The organism is Microbacterium xanthum (genome assembly GCF_034531355.1).
Lineage (GTDB): Bacteria > Actinomycetota > Actinomycetes > Actinomycetales > Microbacteriaceae > Microbacterium > Microbacterium xanthum.
On sequence record NZ_JAWHUE010000002.1, the window covers coordinates 482,514 to 505,890 of the forward strand.

Annotated in this window: 19 protein-coding genes; 12 read left to right on the forward strand and 7 right to left on the reverse strand. The window is 71.4% G+C overall.

Annotation, left to right across the window (positions count from 1 at the left end):
- Positions 1-4 precede the first annotated feature (4 nt).
- The 5 genes from RZO50_RS07835 to RZO50_RS07855 form a co-directional block, all read right to left on the reverse strand.
- Complete coding sequence (locus RZO50_RS07835; protein ID WP_416211588.1) at positions 5-1,024, reverse strand: ATP-dependent DNA ligase; 1,020 nt, start codon at positions 1,022-1,024, stop codon at positions 5-7.
- A gap of 25 nt (positions 1,025-1,049) precedes the next feature.
- Positions 1,050-2,201 (reverse strand): AI-2E family transporter, encoded by a 1,152-nt coding sequence (locus RZO50_RS07840; RefSeq protein WP_322599153.1) that lies wholly within the window; start codon positions 2,199-2,201, stop codon positions 1,050-1,052.
- A 71-nt stretch (positions 2,202-2,272) separates the two neighbouring features.
- On the reverse strand, positions 2,273-3,502 hold the full coding sequence (locus tag RZO50_RS07845; RefSeq protein WP_322599154.1) for an acyl-CoA dehydrogenase family protein: 1,230 nt from the start codon (positions 3,500-3,502) through the stop codon (positions 2,273-2,275).
- A 40-nt stretch (positions 3,503-3,542) separates the two neighbouring features.
- Positions 3,543-6,248 carry a cation-translocating P-type ATPase gene (locus RZO50_RS07850; protein WP_322599155.1) on the reverse strand — a complete coding sequence of 902 codons (2,706 nt, stop codon included), beginning with the start codon at positions 6,246-6,248 and terminating at the stop codon, positions 3,543-3,545.
- A gap of 74 nt (positions 6,249-6,322) precedes the next feature.
- Positions 6,323-6,994: a TetR family transcriptional regulator gene (locus RZO50_RS07855; RefSeq protein ID WP_322599156.1), complete on the reverse strand. Its 672-nt coding sequence runs from the start codon at positions 6,992-6,994 to the stop codon at positions 6,323-6,325.
- A 74-nt stretch (positions 6,995-7,068) separates the two neighbouring features.
- On the opposite strand from RZO50_RS07855, the gene RZO50_RS07860 reads away from it, so the two are divergent.
- From RZO50_RS07860 to RZO50_RS07890, 7 genes are all read left to right on the forward strand, one after another.
- Positions 7,069-8,601, forward strand: a complete 1,533-nt coding sequence (locus RZO50_RS07860; protein ID WP_322599157.1) for an FAD-dependent oxidoreductase — start codon at positions 7,069-7,071, stop codon at positions 8,599-8,601.
- Positions 8,602-8,701: 100 nt separating this feature from the next.
- Complete coding sequence (gene sucC / locus RZO50_RS07865; RefSeq protein ID WP_322599158.1) at positions 8,702-9,868, forward strand: ADP-forming succinate--CoA ligase subunit beta; 1,167 nt, start codon at positions 8,702-8,704, stop codon at positions 9,866-9,868.
- A 25-nt stretch (positions 9,869-9,893) separates the two neighbouring features.
- Positions 9,894-10,796, forward strand: coding sequence for a succinate--CoA ligase subunit alpha (gene sucD, locus RZO50_RS07870; protein WP_322599159.1), 903 nt, complete (start codon positions 9,894-9,896; stop codon positions 10,794-10,796).
- Between the two features lie 164 nt (positions 10,797-10,960).
- Positions 10,961-11,401 carry a nitroreductase family deazaflavin-dependent oxidoreductase gene (locus RZO50_RS07875; RefSeq protein WP_322599160.1) on the forward strand — a complete coding sequence of 147 codons (441 nt, stop codon included), beginning with the start codon at positions 10,961-10,963 and terminating at the stop codon, positions 11,399-11,401.
- Positions 11,402-11,429: 28 nt separating this feature from the next.
- A complete protein-coding gene (locus tag RZO50_RS07880) occupies positions 11,430-12,173 on the forward strand; it encodes a formylglycine-generating enzyme family protein (protein WP_322599161.1) in 744 nt (247 codons plus the stop codon).
- A gap of 35 nt (positions 12,174-12,208) precedes the next feature.
- Positions 12,209-12,775: a hypothetical protein gene (locus RZO50_RS07885; RefSeq protein ID WP_322599162.1), complete on the forward strand. Its 567-nt coding sequence runs from the start codon at positions 12,209-12,211 to the stop codon at positions 12,773-12,775.
- On the forward strand, positions 12,772-14,319 hold the full coding sequence (locus RZO50_RS07890) for a polysaccharide deacetylase family protein (RefSeq protein ID WP_322599163.1): 1,548 nt from the start codon (positions 12,772-12,774) through the stop codon (positions 14,317-14,319). Before RZO50_RS07885 ends, RZO50_RS07890 begins: the two co-directional genes overlap by 4 nt.
- Before the next feature lie 3 nt (positions 14,320-14,322).
- On the opposite strand, the gene RZO50_RS07895 is transcribed toward RZO50_RS07890, so the two are convergent.
- Positions 14,323-15,777, reverse strand: coding sequence for an NCS2 family permease (locus tag RZO50_RS07895; RefSeq protein WP_322599164.1), 1,455 nt, complete (start codon positions 15,775-15,777; stop codon positions 14,323-14,325).
- Between the two features lie 136 nt (positions 15,778-15,913).
- On the opposite strand from RZO50_RS07895, the gene RZO50_RS07900 reads away from it, so the two are divergent.
- The 3 genes from RZO50_RS07900 to purH are packed head-to-tail and all read left to right on the forward strand — an operon-like array spanning position 15,914 to position 19,454.
- On the forward strand, positions 15,914-17,227 hold the full coding sequence (locus RZO50_RS07900) for a cell division protein PerM (protein WP_322599165.1): 1,314 nt from the start codon (positions 15,914-15,916) through the stop codon (positions 17,225-17,227).
- Between the two features lie 4 nt (positions 17,228-17,231).
- Positions 17,232-17,828 (forward strand): phosphoribosylglycinamide formyltransferase, encoded by a 597-nt coding sequence (purN, locus tag RZO50_RS07905; protein WP_322599166.1) that lies wholly within the window; start codon positions 17,232-17,234, stop codon positions 17,826-17,828.
- Positions 17,829-17,849: 21 nt separating this feature from the next.
- On the forward strand, positions 17,850-19,454 hold the full coding sequence (purH, locus tag RZO50_RS07910) for a bifunctional phosphoribosylaminoimidazolecarboxamide formyltransferase/IMP cyclohydrolase (protein WP_322599167.1): 1,605 nt from the start codon (positions 17,850-17,852) through the stop codon (positions 19,452-19,454).
- Between the two features lie 98 nt (positions 19,455-19,552).
- On the opposite strand, the gene RZO50_RS07915 is transcribed toward purH, so the two are convergent.
- On the reverse strand, positions 19,553-20,980 hold the full coding sequence (locus RZO50_RS07915; RefSeq protein ID WP_322599168.1) for a dihydrolipoyl dehydrogenase family protein: 1,428 nt from the start codon (positions 20,978-20,980) through the stop codon (positions 19,553-19,555).
- 162 nt (positions 20,981-21,142) lie between these two features.
- On the opposite strand from RZO50_RS07915, the gene RZO50_RS07920 reads away from it, so the two are divergent.
- On the forward strand, positions 21,143-22,681 hold the full coding sequence (locus RZO50_RS07920) for a DNA-3-methyladenine glycosylase 2 family protein (RefSeq protein WP_322599169.1): 1,539 nt from the start codon (positions 21,143-21,145) through the stop codon (positions 22,679-22,681).
- Positions 22,678-23,187, forward strand: a complete 510-nt coding sequence (locus tag RZO50_RS07925) for a methylated-DNA--[protein]-cysteine S-methyltransferase (RefSeq protein WP_322599170.1) — start codon at positions 22,678-22,680, stop codon at positions 23,185-23,187. The genes RZO50_RS07920 and RZO50_RS07925 overlap by 4 nt, the downstream gene beginning before the upstream one ends.
- Positions 23,188-23,377 lie beyond the last annotated feature (190 nt).

Consider the following 23,377-nt stretch of genomic DNA (forward strand, 5'->3'; position numbering starts at 1 on the left):
GCGGTCAGACGAGCACGTCACCCAGGTCGTAGGCGGCGACCGTCTCCAGCTGGTCGTATGTGCACGACGCCGGTTCGCGGTCCGGCCGCCAGCGGGCGAACTGCACCGTATGGCGGAAGCGGCGCCCCTCGAGCTGGTCGTAGCGCACTTCCAGGACGCGATCCGGGCGCAGACGGACGAAGCCCGCGTCTCGACCCCCCGAGAACCTGGATTTCTCGGTCTCGCCGGTCACCGCCGCCCCCTCGTCGTCCCGGACGACGAGGGGCTCGAGCTCGTCGATGAGCTCTCGTCGGCGCTTGTCCGTGAAGGCGGCGACACCGCCGACGTTCCACAGCTTCCCGTCGCCGTCGTAGAGGCCGACCAGGAGCGAGCCGACGCCGGACCCTGATTTGTGCACGCGGTAGCCGAACGTGACCACATCGGCGGTGCGGGCGTGCTTGATCTTGAACATCGCGCGCTTGTTCGGCGCGTACGGCTGCGCGAGCGGCTTGGCGATGACGCCGTCGAGGCCGGCCCCTTCGAACTGCGCCAGCCACCGTTCGGCGACGGTGGGGTCGTCGGTGGTGCGGGTGACATGGACCGGATGCGGAACCTCTCCCAGCAGATCCACCAGCTCGGCGCGACGGGTCTCGAACGGCTCGGGTTGCAGGTCCCGCTCGCCGCGCGCGAGCAGATCGAAGGCGATCAGCATCGCGGGGGTCTGCTCGGACAGCAAGGCCACGCGCGACGCGGCGGGGTGGATGCGCTGGGTGAGAGCCTCCCAATCGAGACGCTGGGTTCCGGGGGCGCCACGGGGAACCACGATCTCGCCGTCGATGAGGCACGGCTCCGGGAGGCTCCGCGCGAACGCCGCCACGAGCTCGGGGAAGTAGCGGGTCAACGGCTTCGAGCCGCGACTGCCGATCTCGACCCGTTCGCCGTCGAAGGCCACCAGGGCGCGGAAGCCGTCCCACTTCGGTTCGAACGCGAGGCCTCCGGGCGTCTTCGCCGGATCCGGGATGCTCGCCACCGACGAGGCGAGCATCGGCTGCGGGATCTGATGGATCACGTCAGGCCTCGATCGGATCCTTCGGACGCGCCCAGCGCGCGGGGCGGCCGGGGCCGTCCCACACCTGGATGACGCCCCAGGCCGCGGCGGCGATCGGCACGGCCAAGACCGCGCCGACGATGCCGCCGAGCACGGTGCCGACGGTCAACGCGACCAGGATGACGAACGCGTGCAGCTTCATGGAACGACCCATGAGGAAGGGCTGCAGGAAGTTGCCTTCGAGCTGGTTGACCAGCACCACCACGCCGACCACGAACAGCGCGTTCACCCAGCCGTTGGCGACCAGTGCGACGAGCGCGGCGAGGGTGCCGGCCAGGGTCGCCCCGACGATCGGGATGAATGCCAGCAGGAACACCAGCACGGCGAGGGGGATCGCCAGCGGCACCTGCAGGATGAGCAGGCCGATGAGGATGCCCACCGCGTCGACGAGCGCCACCGTGGCCGTTCCCCGCACGTACGACCCGAGCACCGAGACCGTCTTGTCGCCGATCCGGCGGGCCCGGACGTAGTCGTCGCCGCGGAAGGGACGCAGGAGGAACTCCCACATCTGCGGACCGTCCTTCAGGAAGAAGAACAGGATGACCACCAGGAGCACGAAGCCGGTGACGAAGTTCGCGACCGCGCTCACACCGGCCAGCGCACCGGAACCGAACTGCGCGCTGGTGATGAAGTCGGTCGCTGTCGCCAGCCACGCGTCGATGTCTTCCTGCGACGGCGCGATCGGCAGGTCCTGCGCCCACGCGATGACCGAGGAGATCCCATCCTGCGCCGACGAGTACAGCTCGTCCCACTGGTCCCGCACCGCCCACACGATGAGCCAGCCGACGCCGGTGAGGATGAGCACGATCGCCAGCAGAGCGAGCAGGGTGGCCAGGATCGAGGGGACGCCGCGGGCGCGCATCCACCCCATGACCGGCCAGAAGGCGCACGCGATGATGAGAGCGAGCATGAGCGGGATGACCACCACGGTCAGCTGCTGCATGCCCCAGATCGCCGCGGCGACGACGATGACCACGACGATGATCTGCAGGGCCCGGGTCGCCAGGCGCCCGAAGCCGTCGGTCCACAGTCGCCACGGGGCGCGCCGCGTCTGCTCCTCGGCCAGGGACGGGTCGAGCTGGACGTGCTGTGGTTCGCGGCGGAAGAGGCCCATGGGCTCGAGGCTACCGACACCGCCGATGCGGGTGGGCCCCCTTGCGGGAGGTCACCCGCGTCGGCAAGGGATCACGCGAAGGCGCTCATCCCGGTGATGTCGCGGCCGATGAGCAGGGCCTGGATGCTCTCGGTCCCCTCGTAGGTGTGGATCGCCTCGATGTCGGCCATGTGCTGCATCACACCGTTCTCCAGAAGGATGCCGTTGCCGCCGAGCAGGTCCCGAGCGGTCGCGGCGATCCGCCGCGCCGTGCGCGTGTTGTGGTACTTGGCCAGCGACGCCTGGGTCGGGCGCAGCCCGCCGGTGGATTCGAGGTCGGCGAGGTGGCGGCAGTACAACTGCATCGCCGTGAGCTCTTCGAGCATCTGCGCAAGCCGTTCCTGCACCATCTGGAATCTCGCCAGCGGCTTGCCGAACTGCGTGCGTTGCTGGGCATACGACAGCGCCGCTTCGTAACAGGCGGTGGCGTGGCCCAGCGCCGACCAGGCGACACCCGAGCGGGTCGAGTACAGCACAACGGAGGCGTCCTTGAACGAGCGGGTGCCGGGGAGGACCGCATCCCGCGCCACGCGTACGTCGTCGAGGGTGATGTGGGCCTGGTGGATCGCGCGCAGCGACACCTTTCCCGTGATGACGGTCCCGGTGTATCCCGGGGTGTCCTGCTCGACGAGGAAGCAGCGCACCGCGCCGTGGTCCTCGGCCCCGTCGTCCTCGACCCGGGCCCACACGAAGGTGATGCCGCCCGATGCGCCGTTGCCGATCCACTTCTTCGTTCCGCGCAGGATCCACTGGTCGCCGTCGCGCCGGGCGACGGTTTCGAGAGAGACCGAATCGGAGCCGTGGTCGGGCTCGGTCAGGGCGAAGGCGCCGAGAACCTCGGCGCGGGCGAGCGGTTGCAGCCAGCGCGCCTGCTGCTCGGGACTGCCGAACAGGGCCAGGGTGCGCAGGGCGAGACCGCCCTGCACCGCCAGCACGGTGCCCAGAGAGCCGTCCCCGCGAGAGACCTCCATGTTCACCAGGCCGGCTGCCAGCGGCGACATGGGCGTGAGGTCGGGGTGATCGATCCCGTCGGTCAGGAGGTCGAGCTCGCCGAACCGTCGGACGACGTCGACGGGGTACGCCGCGGTGTCCCACGCGTCGCGCATGCGCGGGGCGGTCTCGTCGACGAGCGTCTTCGCCCGGTCCCATACCGCGCGATCGGCCGGATCGAGGTCGGCGAAGACGGCGTAGTAGTCGGTGTCGAGGCGCGCGTCGAGGTCGTACCGCGCGATGCGCTCACCCGGGAGGGAGGTGTCGTCCATGGCATCCTTTCGCTCCCCACCACTCTAGCGACACGCAGTGTCACGTGGCGCGGTACTGAGTGTCACGGCGGCGACGGATCGCTTTCTCGATCTCGACGACCGTCGGCAGGATCAGGGCGAGGCCCAGTGCCGTGAGCCACTGCGTGCCGTCGAGACCCGTGGTGCCGAGGAACTCCTGCAGGAACCCCACCTCGACGGCCGCGACCGTCAACGCGGCGGGGATCGACAACCACTTCACCGCGCCGAGGATCAGCGCCACCAGCCCGCTCTCGGGATCGTGGCGCATGACCAGACCCGCCAGCACCGATCCGAGGGCGATCACGACGAACGACATCGTCACGGGGGCGTTGGGTTCGGTCGGGCTGAGCTGGTCCGGGAACAGCAGCAGCGGCACGAGCGTGGCGAGGAACAGGGTGCCGCCGTACAGCAGCCACAGTCCCACCGCGCCCGGGTTCGCGATCGTCTTGGCGGGGTCGCGCGGGGGCTTTCGCATGATCCCGTCCGGCGCCGGATCGATCATGATCACGATCACGGGGAAGATCGTGATGAAGAAGTTCAGGAACAACACCATCACCGGTGTCAGCGGCACGCCCTCGTTGATGGCGAAGACACTCGCCGTGAGGAAGAGCAGGACCAGGGCGAACAGCTGCGACATCTGGAACCGGACGTAGCTGACGACCTTGTCGTAGATCGCCCGCCCCAGCCGCACCGCCTCCACCAGGGTGCCGAAGTTGTCGTCGACGAGGATCATCTTCCCCGCCTGCTTGGTCACGTCGCTGCCCGAACCCATCGCCACACCGATGTCGGCCTGTTTGAGCGCCGCGGCGTCGTTGACCGCGTCGCCGGTCATCGCCACCACCGCGCCGTCCTCCTGCATGAGACGGGCGAGGCGCAGTTTGTCCTGCGGGGTCACGCGGCCGAAGACGTGCAGGTCGGGCAGCCTCGCGGTGAGCTCCTCATCGCTCATCGCCTGGATCTCGGCGCCGCTGGCGGCGCCGGTGCCGAGACCGAGCTTGGCGCCGATGGCCGCGGCGGTGATGGCGTGGTCCCCGGTGATCATCCGCACCTCGATGCCGGCCTCGCGGGCGATCCGCACGGCCTCCTTCGAGGACGGGCGCAGCGGGTCGATGATGCCGACGAGCCCGACGAACGTGAGGTCGTCCACGGCCCCCATCGGGTCCGTGGGCATCGCCGCGTCGTCCGCGAGCCGGCGATACGCGAAGGCGAGCACGCGCAGCCCCTTCTCCGACAGCGAGCGATTGGCGGCGACGATCGCCTCGCGCTCGTGGTCGATCGGGACCACGCCGTCGGCGGTGGCCGCGGAGCCGCAGCGGGCGAGGATCACATCCGGGCCGCCCTTGACGAAGGCGCCCTGCACCTCTCCGTGGCCGAAGTCGACGCGGTGGAAGGTCGCCATGAACTTGTACTCGGAGTCGAAGGGGACTTCGGTCAGCCGGGGGTACCGGGCGCGACTGAGTTCGGCATCCACCCCCATCTTGGCGGCGAGGACGATGAGGGCCGCCTCGGTCGGGTCTCCCACCACGGCCCCGTCGTCCGAGACGGTGGCGTCGCTGCACAGCGTGAGGCCGTACGCGAGGCGGTGGAACTCCGGCACGTCCTGGCCGGCGGCGTGGCGGATCTCGCCGCTCTTGGCGTAGCCGCTCCCCGACACCGAGTACCACTCGCCGAGGTAGTACAGCGACTCCACGGTCATCTCGTTCATGGTGAGCGTGCCGGTCTTGTCGGAGTTGATCGCGCTGGTGGCCCCCAGCGTCTCGACGTCGGTGAGGTTCTTGACCACCGCGTTGTGCTCGGCCAGCTGACGCGATCCGTTGGAGAGCATCGCCTGCACGAACGTGGGCAGGCCCGTCGGGATGGCCGAGATGGCCATCGAGATGCCGAGCAGGAGCACCGAGGCGATCTCCTGGCCGCGGACCAGACCGAACACGACGATCACGGCCACCGCGCCCCACGCGATCCACCCGAGCACACCGGTGAGGGAGTCCAGTTCCCGCTGCAGCGGGGACTTCGCCGGGGCCACCGCCGAGAGCATCGAGGCGATGCGGCCCATCTCGGTGCCCATCCCGGTGTCGGTCACCACGATCGTCGCCGTTCCCCGGGTCACCTGGGTGTTCTGGAACACCATGTTGACCCGGTCGCCGAGGGTCGTGTCGGCGTCGAGGACCGTGCCGGCGTCCTTGGCGATGGGCGCGCTCTCCCCGGTGAGCGCGGCCTCCTGGGTCTCCAGGGTCGCCGCGCGCAGCAGCCTGCCGTCGGCGGGCACCATGTCGCCGGCCTCAAGGGTGACGACATCGCCGGGGACGAGGGTCGTGGCATCCACTTCGCGGACCGACCCGTCGCGGATCACCTTCGCCTGGGGAACCTGCATCTTCGCCAGGGCGTCGACCGAAGCTTTGGCCTTCATCTCCTGGCGCGTACCGAGCACGACGTTCAGCACCACGAGCGCGGCGACCATGATCCCGACGCTGCGTTGACCGATGAACAGGCTCACGATGGCGACGACGACGAGCATGACGTTCATCGGGTCGGCGAGCTGGCGCAACGCGACCTGCCACACCGACGGCGGGGGTTCGGAGACGATGGCGTTCGGGCCGTGCTCGGCCAGCCTCGTCGAGGCCGTGGACGCCGACAGTCCGCGGTCGCGGTCGGTGCTCAATGCGGTCAGCGCCGCATCGGCGGACTGGTCGTACCAGGAGGTCGTCGGGCGAGGATCGACGGTGGTCATGTCCGAAAGCTACTCGCCTCGGCGTGCGAACGGCACCCCCTCCGCGTCCGGTGCGGGGTGGACGGCGCGCGGGTTCAGTCCTCGATCCGGTCGCGCAGGCGTCGCGAGATCTCTGCCAGCGGCATCCGCTTCGGGAACACCGCCACGACGACCTCGTCCTCGCCGGCCGCGTCGTCGGCGAGGACGCCGAAGCGTCGCCGTACGCCGTCGAGGGCGTGGCGCAGTGTCGAGGCCGGCACGCGCTTCGGGCCTCGCAGGAGGCGCCGCAGCACGTGATTGTGCACGGCCGTCACAGCGGCCGAGAATCCGACGGCATCGACCGGGTCGAGTCCCGGGAGGGCTCCGCGCAGGTACTCGTCGAAAAGGCGCTCGTATCGGAACACCGTGACGATCTCGCGGTCACGCAGTGCCGGAACGCCCCGCACGACCGTGTAGCGGCGCCGGGCAAGGTCCGGATCGGCGGCGAAATGCCGGTAGACGTCGAGAGATGCCCGGCACACGGCCTCCCACGGGTCCGCATGCCCCTTCGCCAGCCACTCCCGCGCCCGGTCGAGCAGCAGTTCGTGATCGGCGAAGACGACGTCGTCCTTGCCGCCGAACTGCCGGAAGAACGTCGATCGCGACACCCCCGCGGCCTGCGCGATCTGCTCCACCGACGTCGCCTCGAATCCCCGCGCGGCGAACAAATCGAGGGCGGCGGCGATCACCGCGGTGCGGGTGTCGGGACTCGCGGATGCGTCGCTCATGGTGCCCCGAGCCTAGACCGGACGCGCCTGTCAACCCAGTGCCGCCGCCCCGGACGGAGGCGTTGCATGGACCCATGACCTCTTTGTGGACGCAGACGCCCGAACCGATCCCGTCGACTCCATGGGATGGCAGGCGTCCCGACGTCGTCGTGGTCGGCGCCGGCATCACGGGGCTTTCCACCGCGCTCATGCTCGCTCGCGCCGGCCGCGACGTCGCGGTGCTCGAGGCGGGGGAGGTCGCCCTTCTCGCATCGGGATCGAACACCGGCAAGCTCTCCCTGCTCCAGGGGGCGGTCCTTTCGACGCTGCGGCGGCACCACCCCGCGTCGCTCGTGCGCGCGTACGTCGACGCCAACCGCGACGGCGCGCAGTGGCTGACCTCTTTCGCCGAGGAGGCCGGGGTGCCCTTCTCGAGGAGGACCGCGTACTCGTACGCGCAGTCCGCCGACGGCGTCGCGGGGGTGGCGGCTGAAGCAGGGGCCGCCGCCGAGGCGGGCCTGCCCGTGCGGCGCGCGACACCGGACGCGGATCTGCCGTTCCCGATCCTCGACGCCGTCGCCCTCGACGACCAGGTCGCGATCGACCCGTACCGCGTCGTCACAGCGCTGGCCCGCGCGGCGCTCGCGGCCGGTGTGACCCTCCACACCGGCGTGCGGGTGACGGGGGTCCGGGTCGTGCCGCACCCCGTGCTCGACACCAGCGCCGGGTTCGTCGCGGCCGACGATGTGGTGCTCGCCACCGGCGCTCCCCTGACCGATCGGGGCCTGTACTTCGCCAAGACCCGCGGCCTGCGGTCGTACTGCGTCGCGTTCGACGTCGACGGCGACGTCCCCGAGGGCCTCTACCTCTCCGTGGACGCGCCGAGCCGGTCGCTGCGATCGGTCACCGCTGCCGACGGTCCCACCGGCAGCGCCCGTCTCGTGATCGGCGGCAACGGCCACCCGGTCGGGCGCTCGGCGTCACCGCGCGCAGCCGTCGATGACCTCATCGCCTGGACCGGTGAGCACTTCCCCGGCGCCGATCCCGTCGCGTCCTGGTCGGCGCAGGACTACGAGTCCCACGACCTCATCCCGTTCGTCGGGGCCATGCCGCGGACCCTGGGGCGCGTGCGGTTCGCGACGGGATTCGGCAAGTGGGGGCTCTCGAACGGCCCCGCCGCCGCGCAGCGCATCACCGCCGAGATCATCCGCACGCCCCGCCGCGATCGTCCCGCGTGGATGAACACCATCTCCCGTCGGCTGACCGTCCCGGCTGACATCGGACGCGGCGGGGTCGAGAACCTCCGTGTGGGATGGGAGGCCGCATCCGGGTGGATGAACGCCCACCGTCGCGCCGTGCCGGTCACCCGGCCCGAGGAGGGCCGGGGCGTGGTCGCGCACCGCGGCGTGCGACCGATCGGCATCTCCACGGTCGACGGCGTCACCCGCGCCGTCGACGCGGTCTGCCCGCACCTGGGCGGCGTGCTGGCGTGGAACGACAGCGAGTCGACGTGGGATTGCCCCCTGCACGCGTCCCGGTTCACCGCCGAAGGAACGAGGATCGAGGGGCCCGCGGTGTGCGATCTGCGTCGCCTTCCCCGTGTGCCCGGGGAGCCGGTCGCGAGATAGTAGGCTCGATGACTGGTCGATATCTCGACGTCAAGCGATCCCTCGGCGCCGAGAAGGTTCACCACATCACCCACCCATCGCAACAGCGAAGGAACGCACTGTGGATCTGTACGAGTACCAGGCACGCGATCTGTTCGAGAAGTACGAGGTGCCGGTGCTCCCGGGCATCGTCGCCGACACGCCGGAGGAGGTGCGCGCGGCGGCCGAGAAGATCGGCGGTGTCGTGGTCGTCAAGGCCCAGGTCAAGACCGGAGGCCGCGGCAAGGCCGGCGGCGTGAAGGTCGCCAAGACACCGGACGAGGCCTACGAGGCGGCCAAGAGCATCCTCGGCCTCGACATCAAGGGCCACGTGGTCCAGCGCGTCATGGTCGCCGCGGGAGCCCGCATCGCCGAGGAGTACTACTTCTCGGTCCTGCTCGACCGGGCGAATCGCTCCTACCTGAGCCTGTGCTCGGTCGAGGGCGGCATGGAGATCGAACAACTCGCGGTCGAGAAGCCCGAGGCCCTCGCCCGCGTCGAGGTCGACCCGCTCGCCGGCGTCGACAAGGCCAAGGCCGTCGAGATCGCCCGGGCTGCGAACTTCCCGGAGGACCTCGTCGAGGCGGTCTCCGACGTGTTCGTGCGGCTCTACGACGTGTACAAGGGCGAGGGTGCCACCCTCGTCGAGGTCAACCCGCTCGTGCGTACCGAAGAGGGCGACGTCATCGCCCTGGACGGCAAGGTCAGCCTCGACGACAACGCCAGCGAGGTCCGTCACCCCGAGCACGAAGAGCTCGAGGACAAGGGTGCAGCGGATCCGCTCGAAGCCAAGGCCAAAGAAGCCGGCCTCAACTACGTCAAGCTCGACGGCGAGGTCGGCATCATCGGCAACGGTGCAGGTCTGGTCATGTCGACCCTCGACGTCGTCGCCTACGCCGGTGAAGCGCACGGCGGCGTCAAGCCCGCCAACTTCCTCGACATCGGCGGTGGTGCCTCCGCGACGGTCATGGCCGCGGGGCTGGACGTCATCCTCGGCGACGAGCAGGTCAAGAGCGTCTTCGTGAACGTCTTCGGCGGCATCACCTCGTGCGTCGCGGTGGCGGAGGGCATCGTGAAGGCCCTGGAGATCCTCGGTGACGCGGCCACCAAGCCCCTCGTGGTGCGTCTCGACGGAAACCAGGTCGAGGAAGGCCGCGAGATCCTCGCCGCCGCGAACCACCCCCTCGTCACGCTCGCCGCGGGCATGGACGAGGGTGCCGACAAGGCCGCCGAGCTGGCCGCCGCCTGAACCGCATCCGGATAAGGACCAGAAAATGTCGATCTACCTCAACAAGGATTCCAAGGTCATCGTCCAGGGCATCACCGGCGGCGAAGGCACCAAGCACACCGCGCTGATGCTCAAGGCCGGCACGAACGTCGTCGGCGGCGTGAACGCCCGCAAGGCCGGCACGACCGTCTCGCACACCGACAAGGACGGCAACGCCGTCGAGCTGCCGGTGTTCGGCTCCGTGGCGGAGGCCATGGAGAAGACCGGCGCCGACGTCTCGATCGCGTTCGTGCCCCCGGCCTTCACGAAGGATGCGATGGTCGAGGCCATCGACGCCGAGATCGGTCTGCTCGTGGTCATCACCGAGGGCGTGCCCGTCGGTGACACCGCCGAAGCGTGGGCCTACGCCAAGAGCAAGGGCAACACCACCCGCATCATCGGACCGAACTGCCCGGGCATCATCACCCCCGGCGAGTCGCTCGTGGGGATCACCCCGGCCAACATCACCGGAAAGGGACCCATCGGTCTCGTGTCGAAGTCGGGCACCCTGACGTACCAGATGATGTTCGAGCTGCGCGATCTCGGCTTCTCGACCGCCATCGGCATCGGCGGGGACCCGGTCATCGGCACCACCCACATCGACGCCCTCGAGGCGTTCGAGGCCGACCCCGAGACCCAGGCGATCGTGATGATCGGCGAGATCGGCGGCGACGCCGAAGAGCGTGCGGCGGAGTTCATCAAGGCCAACGTGACCAAGCCCGTCGTCGGCTATGTCGCGGGCTTCACCGCGCCGGAGGGCAAGACCATGGGCCACGCCGGCGCGATCGTGTCCGGCTCGGCCGGAACCGCCCAGGCGAAGAAGGAGGCCCTCGAGGCCGCCGGGGTGAAGGTCGGGAAGACTCCGTCCGAGACCGCCGCCCTGATGCGCGAGATCATCGAATCGCTCTGATTCGCGCGCGTCTCTCGCGAGCGCTCCACCGAGCCGCCCCTTTGCACACGAGCCGCCCCTTTCGGGGCGGTGTGCAAGGGGGCGGCTCGTGTGTACGGGGGTGGCTCGGCGGGCAGGGCCGGAGGGGTGGCGATGGGGGGACGCGGGGCGCGTAGGGTGGCGGTATGCCGTTGAGTGGTGAGTACATCCCGTCCACGTCCGAATGGGCCCGTCAACAGGCCGAGCAGTTCGAGGCCTCCGGAGGGACCGAGGCGAACACCATGCGCGGTGTGCCGATCATCGTCCTGACCACGGTCGGGGCCACCAGCGGCGGCCTGCGCAAGACCGCGCTCATGCGGGTCGAACATGACGGTCGCTACGCCGTCGTCGCCTCCAAGGGCGGCGCTCCCGACGAACCGCGCTGGGCGGGCAACATGCGCGCCCACCCGCACGTCGAGCTGCAGGACGGCGCCGACAGGCGCGATTACGACGCGCGTGAGCTCTCCGGGCCCGAACGGGACCTGTGGTGGGCGCGCGCGGCGGCGGTGTGGCCCGACTACGACGAGTATCAGACGAAGACCGACCGTCTGATCGCGGTGTTCCTCCTCGAACCCCGCGAGGGGTGAGGTCCACCGACCGGATCGGACCGGCGCGATGAACGACATCGAGACCGTCCGCATCCCGGCGGGCCGCGTCGTGCTGCACGACGCCCGACGGAAGATCCGCCGCGCCGTCGACCTCGAGCCCTTCGAGATCGCACGCTTCGCGCTGACCCAGGCCGAGCTCGGCGAGCTCCTGGGAGAGACCGCGGAGCACCCGCGCCGGCCCGCGACGGACATCTCGTGGTTGCGTGCGATCCGCGTGTGCAATGCGGCGTCGGAGTGGGAGGGGCTCGACCCCGCGTACCGCGTCGACGGCGATGAGGTCACCTGGCACGTGGATGCCGACGGGTATCGGCTGCCCACCGAAGCGGAGTGGGAGTACGCGTGCCGGGCGGGCTCGACAGGTGCGCACTACGGGCCGCTGTCCGAGATCGCCTGGACGGCCGCCGACGGCCTGTCGGCGCCGCACGACGTCGGCGGGCGGCATCCGAATCTGTTCGGCCTGTTCGACACGCTCGGCAACGTCTGGGAGTGGTGCTGGGACCATCTGGATCCCGCGCGGTACGGCGGCTACCGCGTCTTCCGCGGCGGCGGATTCGCCGACGACGCGCACAGCGTACGGGCGGGCACCCGGCGCGGGGGCGGGCCGCGTATGCACCACGACGACGTCGGGATGCGCCTGGCGCGCGGCGGGTTCGATGCGGTGGATGCCGCGCAGGGCTGGTCGGCGCGCGCCGACGCCGAGCGGAGCGAGCCCGACGGGCCGCTGCCATCGGGGTGGACGCCGCGCCGTTGACCGGGGGAGTCGTTCGCGCTCGATAACCTGTCCGCATGGGGTCGTCTGGGGACACCGCGGCGCGTTGGCGCGTTCGCGAGGCGCTGATCGTGATCGCGGGCATCTCGGCGGTGATCGCCGTGCTCGTCGGAATCCTGGCCCTGACGGTGCTGCCCCCGGCGCTGGCGAATCTGTCGGCGCAGGCGGTCGAGGCCGACACCCGCGTGCCGATCGCCGACGGCGACGAGGCCAGCGTCCTCGTCCCCGCCGGCTGGGTCCTCCAGCGGTCCGCGGTGGGTGAGGGCGCCCTCCGGGTGGGGTCGCCCGACGCCGAGCTGACCGTCTCGCTGGTGGCCACCGATGCCGGGGTCGACGCGGCCTTCGCCGTAGCGACCGATGCGCCCGGTGCGGTCACCGAGCGCCTGGCCTCCGGCCTGGACGCGCGGCACGTGTTCGCGGCCGACGGCTTCGTCGCGGCGGTCGGCTCCGGCCGCACGGCCGTGGTGGTCCGTGCCGAGGCGGCGCCGGGCGCCGAGCTCGGCCGCTACGACACGGCGCTGGCGATGATCCTCGACGGCATCCGGATCGATGCCTCCGCCCCCGTCGCCGAGGGCGACGCATGAGACGGGTCGCGGCGGTCGCGCTCGCGGGAGCCCTCGCCCTCACCTCCTGCGCCGTGCCGACCGATCCGAGCTGGAGTCCGCCGACCTGGCCCGCTCCGCATGTGAGCGTCGTCGACCCGCCCCGCCCTCTCGACGCGGCGTCGGTGCCCGGCCTCGTGGGTGAGCGGCTTCGCAACGACGACATCGGCATCCAGTCGCGGTGGATGCGGCTGCCCGGCTCCGCGGCGGTGGAAGAAGGCGCGCTGACCGCGGTGCGGGAGGCGATCCGTGCGCAGGAGGCGGCGACCGGCGTCGCCTACGCACCGCAGGTGTTCGGCACCGAGGCGCGGCTCGGCGACCGGTCATGCGTGACGGGCTCGACGCTGCTGCCCGCCGCCGAGGTGCTCGCGGACACCGCGCTCGGCCCGACCGGCGGCCGGGGGGCGGCGGTCGTCTGCGACATCGTCGTGGCAGCCGGGACGATCCTCGGCCAACGCGTTCGCACGGTCGCCGCGGACGGCGACGCCGTCTCCGACTCCGCGGTCCTGCGCTACGTCGACACCGCCGACGGGCGCACGGTCGATGCGGCCGCGCTCTGGCGCGGCGATGCCGCGAGCCGCCTGTGGGAGGACATCGTCGACGCGATCCGCCGTGACGCCGGGTCGCTCTCCCTCGCCCCGGTCGCCCCGCCCGAGGGACAGGCCGTCGCCCTCGTCGATGCCGCTCTGGCCACCACGGTGCCCGCGTCCGACGGTTCTCTCGTCGTCACCATCCCGGCGGGGTTCACCGCGCCGGAACTGGAGGCGCTCGGGATGACCGCGACGACCACGGCCACGCCGGTCGCGATCGCGCCCCCGCGCTCGGCGGAGCTGGTCAGCGCCATCGGAGCCGACGTCGTCGCCGCCGTCGTGAGCGGTGACCCCTTCACCGCGCCCGCGGGCCCGCCAGAGGGTCGACGGGACGTCGACTGCGCCCTGTTCGCGTGCGTCGCGCTCACCTACGACGACGGTCCCTCCGACTGGACCCCGACGATCCTCGACGCCGCGCGCGAGCACGACGCGGGACTGACCTTCTTCGCGCTCGGCCAGAAGGCGGCGGCATGGGCCGACACGATCGCGCGCGCGACGTCCGAGGGTCACCTCGTCGAGAACCACACGTGGAACCATCCGGACCTGACGACCCTGGAGCCCGAGCGCATCCGTGCCGAGATCGACGACACATCGGCGGCGCTGCGGGCGGCCTCGGGACAACCCGTTCGCGCCTTCCGCCCGCCGTACGGGGCCTGGGACCGCGAGGTGCTCCGCGTCGCCGGGCTCCCCGCGATCCTGTGGGACGTCGACACGGAGGACTGGAAGCAGCCCGGGGATGACGAGCTCGTGCGCCGGGCGGTCACCGAGCCGCGGCCGGGATCGATCGTGCTCCAGCACGACATCCATGCCAACACCGGTCGCACCGTGGACCGCGTGATGTCGGGACTGCGCGACCGCGGGTTCGTGCTGGTGACCGTCGCGCAGCTGTTCGGCGGATCGTTTCCCGAACGCGGCGCCTGGCAATCCGGGCGATGAGCTCTATCCGGTCAGCGCCTCGATCGGACCGCGCGCGAAGAACACCACGAAGCCGCCGGCGACGATCCACAGCAGCGGACTGACCCGGCGCGCGTGACCGGTCAGGGCGCGGATGACGACCCAGCTGATGAAGCCGGCGCCGATGCCGTTGGCGATCGAGTAGGTCAGGGGCATGATCGTCACCGTCAGGAAGACCGGGATGAGGGCGGTCAGGTCGGTGAGGTCGACGTGCCGGATCTGCGCCATCATCAACGCGCCGACGAGCACCAGCGCAGCCGCGGCCACCTCGCTCGGCACCATCGAGGTCAGCGGGGTGAAGAACATCGCGAGCAGGAACAGTCCGCCGGTGACGAGGTTCGCCAGGCCCGTGCGCGCGCCCTCGCCGATCCCCGACCCGGACTCGATGAAGACGGTGTTCGACGATGAGGAGGTCACGCCGCCGGCGACGGCGCCCACGCCCTCGACGATCAGCGCCGAGCGCAGCCGCGGGAAGTCGCCCTTCGCATCGGCCAGTCCCGCCTCGCGCGACAGGCCCGTCATGGTGCCCATCGCATCGAAGAAGTTCGTGAAGACCAGGGTGAACACCAGCATGGTCGCGGCGAGCACCCCGATGCGGTCGAACGCCCCGAAGCTGATCTGCCCGACCAGTGACAGGTCGGGCAGGCTCACCCACCGATCCGGCAGGGTGGGCACCGTCAGGCTCCACCCGCGCGGGTCGACGGTCCCGTCGGCGGCCACGCGCGGTCCCACCCGCCACAGCGCTTCGGCGATGACGGCGAGCACCGCGCCGGAGGCCAGGCCCAGCAGAATGGCACCCGCGACGCGGCGGGCCATCAGGATCGCCGTGAGCAGCAGTGTCACGACGAACACGACCGTCGGCACCGACGCGACCGACCCGTCGATGCCGAGACCGACCGGCGGAGAGGCCTGGCCGGTGGCGGTGACGAATCCGGCGTCGACGAGGCCGATGAAGGCGATGAACAGTCCGATGCCCACGGTGATGGCCGTCTTCAGTTCCAGAGGCACCGCGTCGAAGATCATGCGACGCAGGCCGGTCGCGGCGAGGATCACGATGAGCACGCCGTTGACCACGACCAGCCCCATGGCCTCGGGCCACGACACCTGTCCGACCACCGCCACGGCCAGGAAGGAGTTGATGCCCAGCCCCGCGGCGAACGCGAACGGCAGGCGGGTGACGAGGCCGAACAGCACCGTCATCACCCCGGCGGTCAGGGCCGTGGTCGCCGCGACCTGCGCGAACGGCAATCGCCCGCCGTCCACGTCGACACCGGAGGAGAGGATGATCGGGTTCAGGATGACGATGTAGGCCATCGTGACGAAGGTCACCACCCCGCCGCGCACCTCGGCGGCGGGCGTCGAGCCGCGCCGGGTGATCTCGAAGAAACGGTCGATCGGCGAGGCCGGGGCGGCCGCGTCGGATGCGGGGGTGTGAGTCATGGAGACCTCGGGGCTCGGGGGGCGACCGCATCACTGTAGTGCAGGATCGGCGCTTCACCGGCACGCTGGCAGTGCGGTGGGAGCGCGCCGCGCCGTGCACGGGGTGCCGCCGACGCGTGGGTAGGGTCGATGGCGCATGCATCGCCTCACCGTCGCCCTCCTCGCCGCCGTCGACTCCGTTGTCGCGGCGGCCGTCGGCGTGACGGCGGTCCTGGCGCCGATGACCCTCGTGTGGGTCTTCGGTCTGGCCGCCGTCGACTGGGGTGCGCTGTGGCCGGCCTCCGCGACGATCTGGCAGCTCGGCCATCTTGTGCCGGTCGAGATCTCCCTCGCCGAGGACTACCTCGTGCACGCCGGCGTCAGCGACGATGCCGCGACCTTCACGGTGTCCCTCGCACCCTTGGCTTTCACGGTGTTCACGGCCGTGGCCGGCATCCGCTCGGGTATCCGTGCATCGCGCGCCGAAGCCTGGATGACCGGGGCCCTCTCCGGAGGCGTGGTCTTCACGGCGCTCGCTCTGGCCGTGGCACTCACGGCCGCGAATGAGACCGCCGCGACCGACCCTGTCCTGGCCGTCGTCGCGCCCTCGCTGGTGTACGCGGTGCCGCTGGTCCTCGCGGCGATCGTGACCGAGTGGCGCGAGGCCGCGGAAGGGCCGGTGGCGGATGTGCGCGATCGTGCCGAAGGTGAGTCCGGCCGGTGGAGCGAGGTGCCGGGCGAGATCGCGCGGGGGATCGCGCTCTCGGTCAGCGCGCTGGTGGGAGCGGGGGCCCTCCTGGTGGCGCTTGCGATCACGGTGCGGATCGGAGAGATCCTCGCCCTGTACCAGTCGGCGCACGTCGACGGCCTCGGCGCCGTGCTGTTGACTCTCGGACAGTTCGCGTACCTGCCGACCCTCATCGTGTGGGGCATGTCCTTCGTGGCCGGTCCCGGCGTCCTCCTCGGAACCGGCGCCGCCGCCGCGCCGGGCGGGACCACCGTCGGGGTGCTGCCGGGCATCCCCCTGCTCGGCGTCGTTCCCGAGGCGACCTCGACATGGCTGCTGCTGCTCGTCCTCGTGCCGATCGCCGTCGGCGCGTTCGCCGGCTGGGTCGCCCGCTCCCGCCTGGCGACCTCGGGAGTGGAGGAGTGGGCGCCGCGGATCGTGACCCTGGTCGGCATCGCCGCCGGCGCGGCCGGTGCTGTCGCGATGTTGTCCTGGGCGGCATCCGGATCCATCGGGCCGGGACGCCTCGACGAAGTCGGTCCCGAGGCGGGGGCCGTCGCGCTCGCCGTCGGTCTCGAGGTGTTCGTCGGTGCGGCGATCCTGCTGCTGTCCCCCCGCGGCGCCCTCGCCTGGATGGCGGGAGAGGACGCGCCCGACGCCGCCGGGTTCGGAGCGCCCGATCGCGCGTCCGAGACGGTCGACCTGGGCACCCGTGGGGAGCGCCCGACACCGCCGCTAGACTGACCGGGTGCTCTCGGTCGTCGTCCTCATCTCCGGCGCCGGGTCGAACCTCCGGGCCCTTCTCGACGCGGCGGCCGAACCCGGCTTCCCCGCGCGTGTCATCGCGGTCGGCGCAGACCGGGAGGCCGACGGTTTCGGTCACGCCGAGGCCTACGGCATCCCGACCTTCCTCGTCCCGTGGAGCGAGTACGGCTCCCGTGAACAGTGGGGGGCGCAGCTCGGCGCCCAGCTGGAGGTGTGGAATCCCGATCTGGTCGTTCTCAGCGGGCTCATGCGCCTGCTGCCGCCGGCTCTGGTGGAGCGCTGGGCGCCCCGCATCATCAACACGCATCCCGCGTATCTGCCGGAGTTTCCCGGCGCCCACGGCGTGCGCGATGCCCTCGCCGCCGGAGTCGACCGCACAGGGGCCAGCGTCATCGTCGTCGACAACGGCGTGGACACCGGCCCCATCCTGGCGCAGGAGCGGGTTCCGGTGCTGCCCACCGACGACGAGCACACCCTGCACGACCGCATCAAGCCGGTCGAGCGCCGTCTTCTCATCGACGTGGTGCAGCGCATCGCGACGGGAGATCTCGACCTGGTCGCGGCCGCATCCGCGACCTGAACACCCGAACGAAGGAGTCCCATGGCCGGTCCCAGCCACGATCCGTCCCTGTACCGCGACCGCGACATCGTCCCGATCCGCCGCGCGCTGGTCTCGGTCAGTGACAAGTCCGGCCTGCTCGAGCTGGCAGGCGCCCTCGCCGCCGCCGGCGTGGAGATCGTGTCGACCGGCTCGACGGCGGCGACCATCCGCGACGCCGGGCACGAGGTGACCGATGTGGCCGCGGTGACCGGGTTCCCCGAGTCGCTGGACGGGCGGGTGAAGACGCTGCACCCGGGCGTGCACGCGGGACTGCTCGCCGATCTGCGCCTGGAGCACCACGAGAAGCAGCTCTCGGAGCTCGGTATCGCGCCCTTCGACCTCGTCGTGGTCAACCTCTACCCGTTCGTCCAGACCGTGGCCTCGGGCGCCGAGGGCGACGCGGTCGTCGAGCAGATCGACATCGGCGGCCCGGCCATGGTGCGTGCGTCGGCGAAGAACTACGCCAACGTCGCCATCGTCGTCTCGCCCGAGTCCTACCCCGCCGTCATCGACGCGGTCTCCTCCGGGGGCACCAGCCTCACGCAGCGGAAGGACCTCGCCGCCCGCGCCTTCAGCCACACCGCCGCCTACGACACGGCCGTGGCGACGTGGTTCGCCGAGGGCACCCTCGTCGAAGAGGATCTCCCCGAGCACCTCACGATCAAGGCGGAGCGCCTGGCCACCCTCCGCTACGGCGAGAACTCCCACCAGCGGGCCGCGATCTACTCCCGCGTCGGCGGGCACGGCATCGCCCAGGCGACGCAGCTGCAGGGCAAGGAGATGTCGTACAACAACTACGTCGATGCCGACGCCGCCCTGCGCGCCGCGTTCGACATGGTCAAGCCCGCCGTGGCGATCATCAAGCACGCGAACCCGTGCGGGATCGCCGTTGCCGCCCCACAGGCACTCGACCCCATCGCCAGTGCCCACCTGCGCGCGCACGAATGCGACCCGGTATCGGCTTTCGGCGGGGTCATCGCGGCCAACCGCACCGTGACGCTGAAGATGGCGGAGAACCTCCGCGACATCTTCACCGAGGTCATCGTCGCCCCGGACTTCGAGCCGGAGGCGCTCGAGGTCTTCGCTCTGAAGAAGAACCTGCGCGTGTTGCAGCTTCCCGCCGACTGGCGGCAGGAGGGCATGGACGTGCGACTGGTCTCCGGCGGGCTCCTCCTCCAGGACGCTGACCGCTTCCCGGACGACATCGAGTCCGTCGCGAAGAACTGGGAACTCGTCTCGGGCGAGCATCCCGGCGACGAGGAGATGACGAACCTCATCTTCGCGTGGAAGTCCTGCCGGGCGGTCAAGTCGAACGCCATCGTGCTGGCCAAGGGCTCGGCGACCGTCGGCATCGGCATGGGCCAGGTCAACCGTGTCGACTCGTGCCGTCTCGCCGTCGAGCGCGCCGGCGACCGCGCGGCGGGCTCGATCGCGGCATCCGACGCCTTCTTCCCCTTCGCCGACGGCCCCCAGGTGCTCATCGACGCCGGGATCAGCGCGATCATCCAGCCGGGTGGTTCGGTGCGCGATCAGGAGGTCGTCGACGCCGCCCGCGACGCGGGCATCACGATGTTCTTCACCGGCGAGCGCCACTTCTTCCACTGACGCGCGCGGGATGCCCTCGCGGCATCCTCACCCCCCTGCATGTCCCACTTTCCGTCTCCGGTCGATGACCATGGCGACGGAAAGTGGGACATGCTGCGTCAGGGGGAGGCGGGGCGGCCGTACTCCTCGAGGAATCGCAGCCACACCTCGCTGATCGTCGGATAGGCCGGGACGGCGTGCCACAGGCGCTCCAGCGGCACCTCGCCGACGATGGCGATCGTCGCGGCGTGGAGCAGCTCGGCCACATCGGCCCCGACGAAGGTCGCCCCGACGAGCACCCCTCGGTCGGTGTCGATCACCGCCCGCGCCGTACCGCGGTAGTCGTCGCTGTGCGTCGCCGATCCCGCCACCCAGGCCAGGTCGTAGTCGATGGCGCGCACCGCGATGCCGGCCTTGCGTGCCGCCTCCGCCGTGAATCCCACCGATGCGACTTCCGGATCGGTGAAGGTCACCTGCGGCACCGCGGCGTGGTCGGCGGTGGCGACGTGGGTGCCCCACGGCTCGTCGTCGACGGCGGCGCCGGATGCGCGCGCGACCATCGCGTCGCCGGCGGCCCGCGCCTGATACTTGCCCTGATGGGTCAGGAGGGCGCGGTGGTTCACATCGCCCACCGCATACAGCCAGTCCACGCCGTTCACGCGCAGGGTGTCGTCGGTGGTCAGCCACGTGTCGGGCTCGAGCCCGATCGACTCCAGCCCGAGGTCGCCGGTGCGGGGGACGCGACCGGTGGCGACGAGGACCCGCGCGGCTTCGACGCGGGAGCCGTCCGAGAGCTCCAGCACGGCGCCGTCATCGGTCCGGCGTGCTGCGGTGACCTCTGTGCCGGTGCGGACGGTGACGCCCCGAGCGGTGAGCGCCTCGGCCACCATGTCGCCGGCGAACGGCTCGGCGCCGCTCAGCAGCGTCGACCTCGCGATGACGGTGACCTCGGTGCCGAAGCCGGCGTACGCGGTGGCCATCTCGGCACCGACGACCCCGCCACCGAGCACCACGAGGCTCGGGGGGATCTCGCTCGCACTCGTGGCATCGCGGCTGGTCCACGGCTCGATCTCGGCGAGCCCGGGGATGTCCGGGAGCAGCGCAGCGGATCCGGTGCAGACGGCGACGGCGTGACGGGCGACGAGCGTCTGCTCGACGCCGTCGGCGTCCGTCACCGTCACGGTCCTCTCGCCCGTGAAGCGCGCGTGTCCGCGGATGAGCTCGATTCCCGCATCCGCCACCCAGTCCGCCTGGGACGAATCGTCCCAATCGTGGGTCATGGCATCGCGTCGTCGCAGCACCCCGGTGACGTCGAGTTCTCCCGTGACGGCCTGCTTCGCCCCATCGACCGCCCGCGCGGCTCGGAGCGCGGCGGCACTGCGCAGGAGCGCCTTCGAGGGCATGCAGGCCCAGTACGAGCACTCGCCGCCGACGAGCTCCGCCTCGACGATCGCGGTGCGCAGACCGCCCTGCACCGCGCGGTCCGCGACGTTCTCGCCCACCGCTCCGGCTCCGATCACGATGACATCGAACTCTGTGTGCGCCATGCGCGTCACGCTACCGCCGCGGTCGTTGCGGCGCACCGGGTCTTGCGTGCCCGCGTCATGCATGCAACGCCCGCGGTGCGCGCCCGCGCCGCGCGTCACCGCCCCGACCGTCGTGGCCGATTTCCGCCAGTGTCCGGTCGGCAGGCGTGGCAGGGTGGAGACATGACCACGGCGCTGACGGGCTTCGACGAACGGTACGCCGCCATCCGTTCGCGAGACCGTCGCTTCGACGGTCAGTTCGTCACGGCCGTGCGTTCGACCGGGATCTACTGCCGCCCCAGCTGCCCAGCCCGCACGCCGAAAGAGGCGAACGTCACGTTCTACGCGACCTCCGCTGCCGCGCACGAGGCGGGCTACCGCGCCTGCAAGCGCTGCCTCCCCGAAGCGGCGCCGGGCTCGCCGCAGTGGGACCTGCGCGGCGATGTCACCGCTCGCGCGATGCGCCTGATCGCCGACGGGACCGTCGAACGCGACGGCGTGCCGGGGCTCTCCCGGCGTCTCGGGTACTCCGCCCGTCACCTCACGCGCCTGCTCACGGCCGAGCTCGGCGCCGGGCCGCTCGCACTGAGCCGGGCGCACCGCGCCCACACCGCGCGGATGCTGCTGGTGGGCACCGACATGCCCGCCGCCGAGGTGGCCTTCTCGGCCGGGTTCGCCAGCGTCCGGCAGTTCAACGACACCGTGCGCGAGGTGTTCGGGATGACCCCGAGCGAGCTGCGCGCGCGTCGGCGTGCACCGCGCGCCGACGAACCGGCCGAGGGCGCCATCGACCTCGCGCTGCCGTACCGGGGGCCGCTGGACGCGGCGGGCCTGTTCGCGTGGATGGCCGCGCGTGCCGTCCCGGGTGTCGAGGCCGCCACCTCGACCTCCTTCGCGCGCACCGTCCGTCTGCCCGGCGGCGTGGCGTGGTTCCGCGTGCGCGCGGACGGTGACCGACTGCGGCTGAGCGCCCGCGTGGATCATCTCGGCGATCTCCCGGTGCTGGTCACGCGGGTGCGCCGACTGTTCGATCTCGACGCCGACCCGATCGCCGTCGACGAGGCTCTTGCGCAGCATCCCGAACTGGCGTCGCGCGTCACCGCGCTGCCCGGCATCCGTGTGCCGGGGGCCGCTGACGCCCACGAGATGCTCATCCGCGCGATGGTGGGTCAGCAGATCACCGTCGCCGCCGCGCGCACGGCGCTGACGACGCTGACCGACCGGCTGGGCGAGCGCATCGAGTCCCGCGAGGGCAGCGATCGTCTCTTCCCGACGATGGCGGCCATCGCCGAGCGCGGCCACGAGGTGCTGCGCGGGCCGGCGGCACGCATCCGTGCCCTCACCGGAGCCGCCGCGGCTCTGGCATCGGGGGAGCTGTCCCTCGGCCCGGGGGACGACGGTGCCGAGCAGCGTGCCGCGCTCCTCGCGCGCCCCGGCATCGGGCCGTGGACGGCCGACTACGTGCGGATGCGCGTGCTGGCCGATCCCGATGTGACCCTGCCCGGCGACGTCGCCGTGCGCGCGGGCGCCGCCGCGCTCGGCATCCCGGCAGACCCCCGGGGCTTCGCCGAATGGGCCGAGCGCCTGGCGCCCTGGCGGAGCTACCTCACCGCGCACCTGTGGGCCGCGGCGCCGGCGCCGGTGCGCCGCACGACGCGGCGTCGCGCACCCGGTGCGCCCGCATCCGAACCGACCGTCGATCTGACCCGGGAGGCACCATGACCGCCGTTCTGCAGACCCTCGAGACGCCCGACGGGGAGTTCACGATCCTCACCGACGAGGGGGGACGGGTGCTCGTATCCGGATGGACCGCCGACGACGTCGCGATCCTGGGCCGACTGCACCCGGGCCGCCGCCCCGCCGACGTCCGGGCGGTCACGGGGGACCGGCCCGCCTCGTCGGCTGCCGACGCGGTCCGCGCCTACTACGACGGCGACCTCCGCGCGATCGATGACGTGGCCGTGTCGCAGCAGGGCACCGACCTGCAGCGCGCCGGGTGGGATGCCCTGCGTCGGATCGAGCCGGGGCATCCGCTCACCTACACGGGGTTCGCGGCGTCGCTCGGTTCGCCACGCGCGGTGCGGGCCGCGGCGGCGATCTGCGCCCGGAACGCCCCGGCCCTGTTCGTGCCGTGTCACCGCGTGGTGCGGTCGGACGGTTCCCTCGGCGGATTCGCCTGGGGCTTGGACGTGAAGGATCGACTCCTCGCCCGCGAAGCGGTGGCCTGACCAGCCCGCCCCGCCGCCGTGCCGTCGGGTGAGGACGCGCGTATCGAGAAAGCGCTTGCGGTTTCCGTCGCGACGCCGATATTCTGAACGGCTGTCGCCGATCGCGACGTTTCCCGGAACCGAGGAGGATGCCATGTCCCACGCCGCCGTTGTGAAGAGCGCATCCGTCCTGGTCATCCGTTCCGGGGTG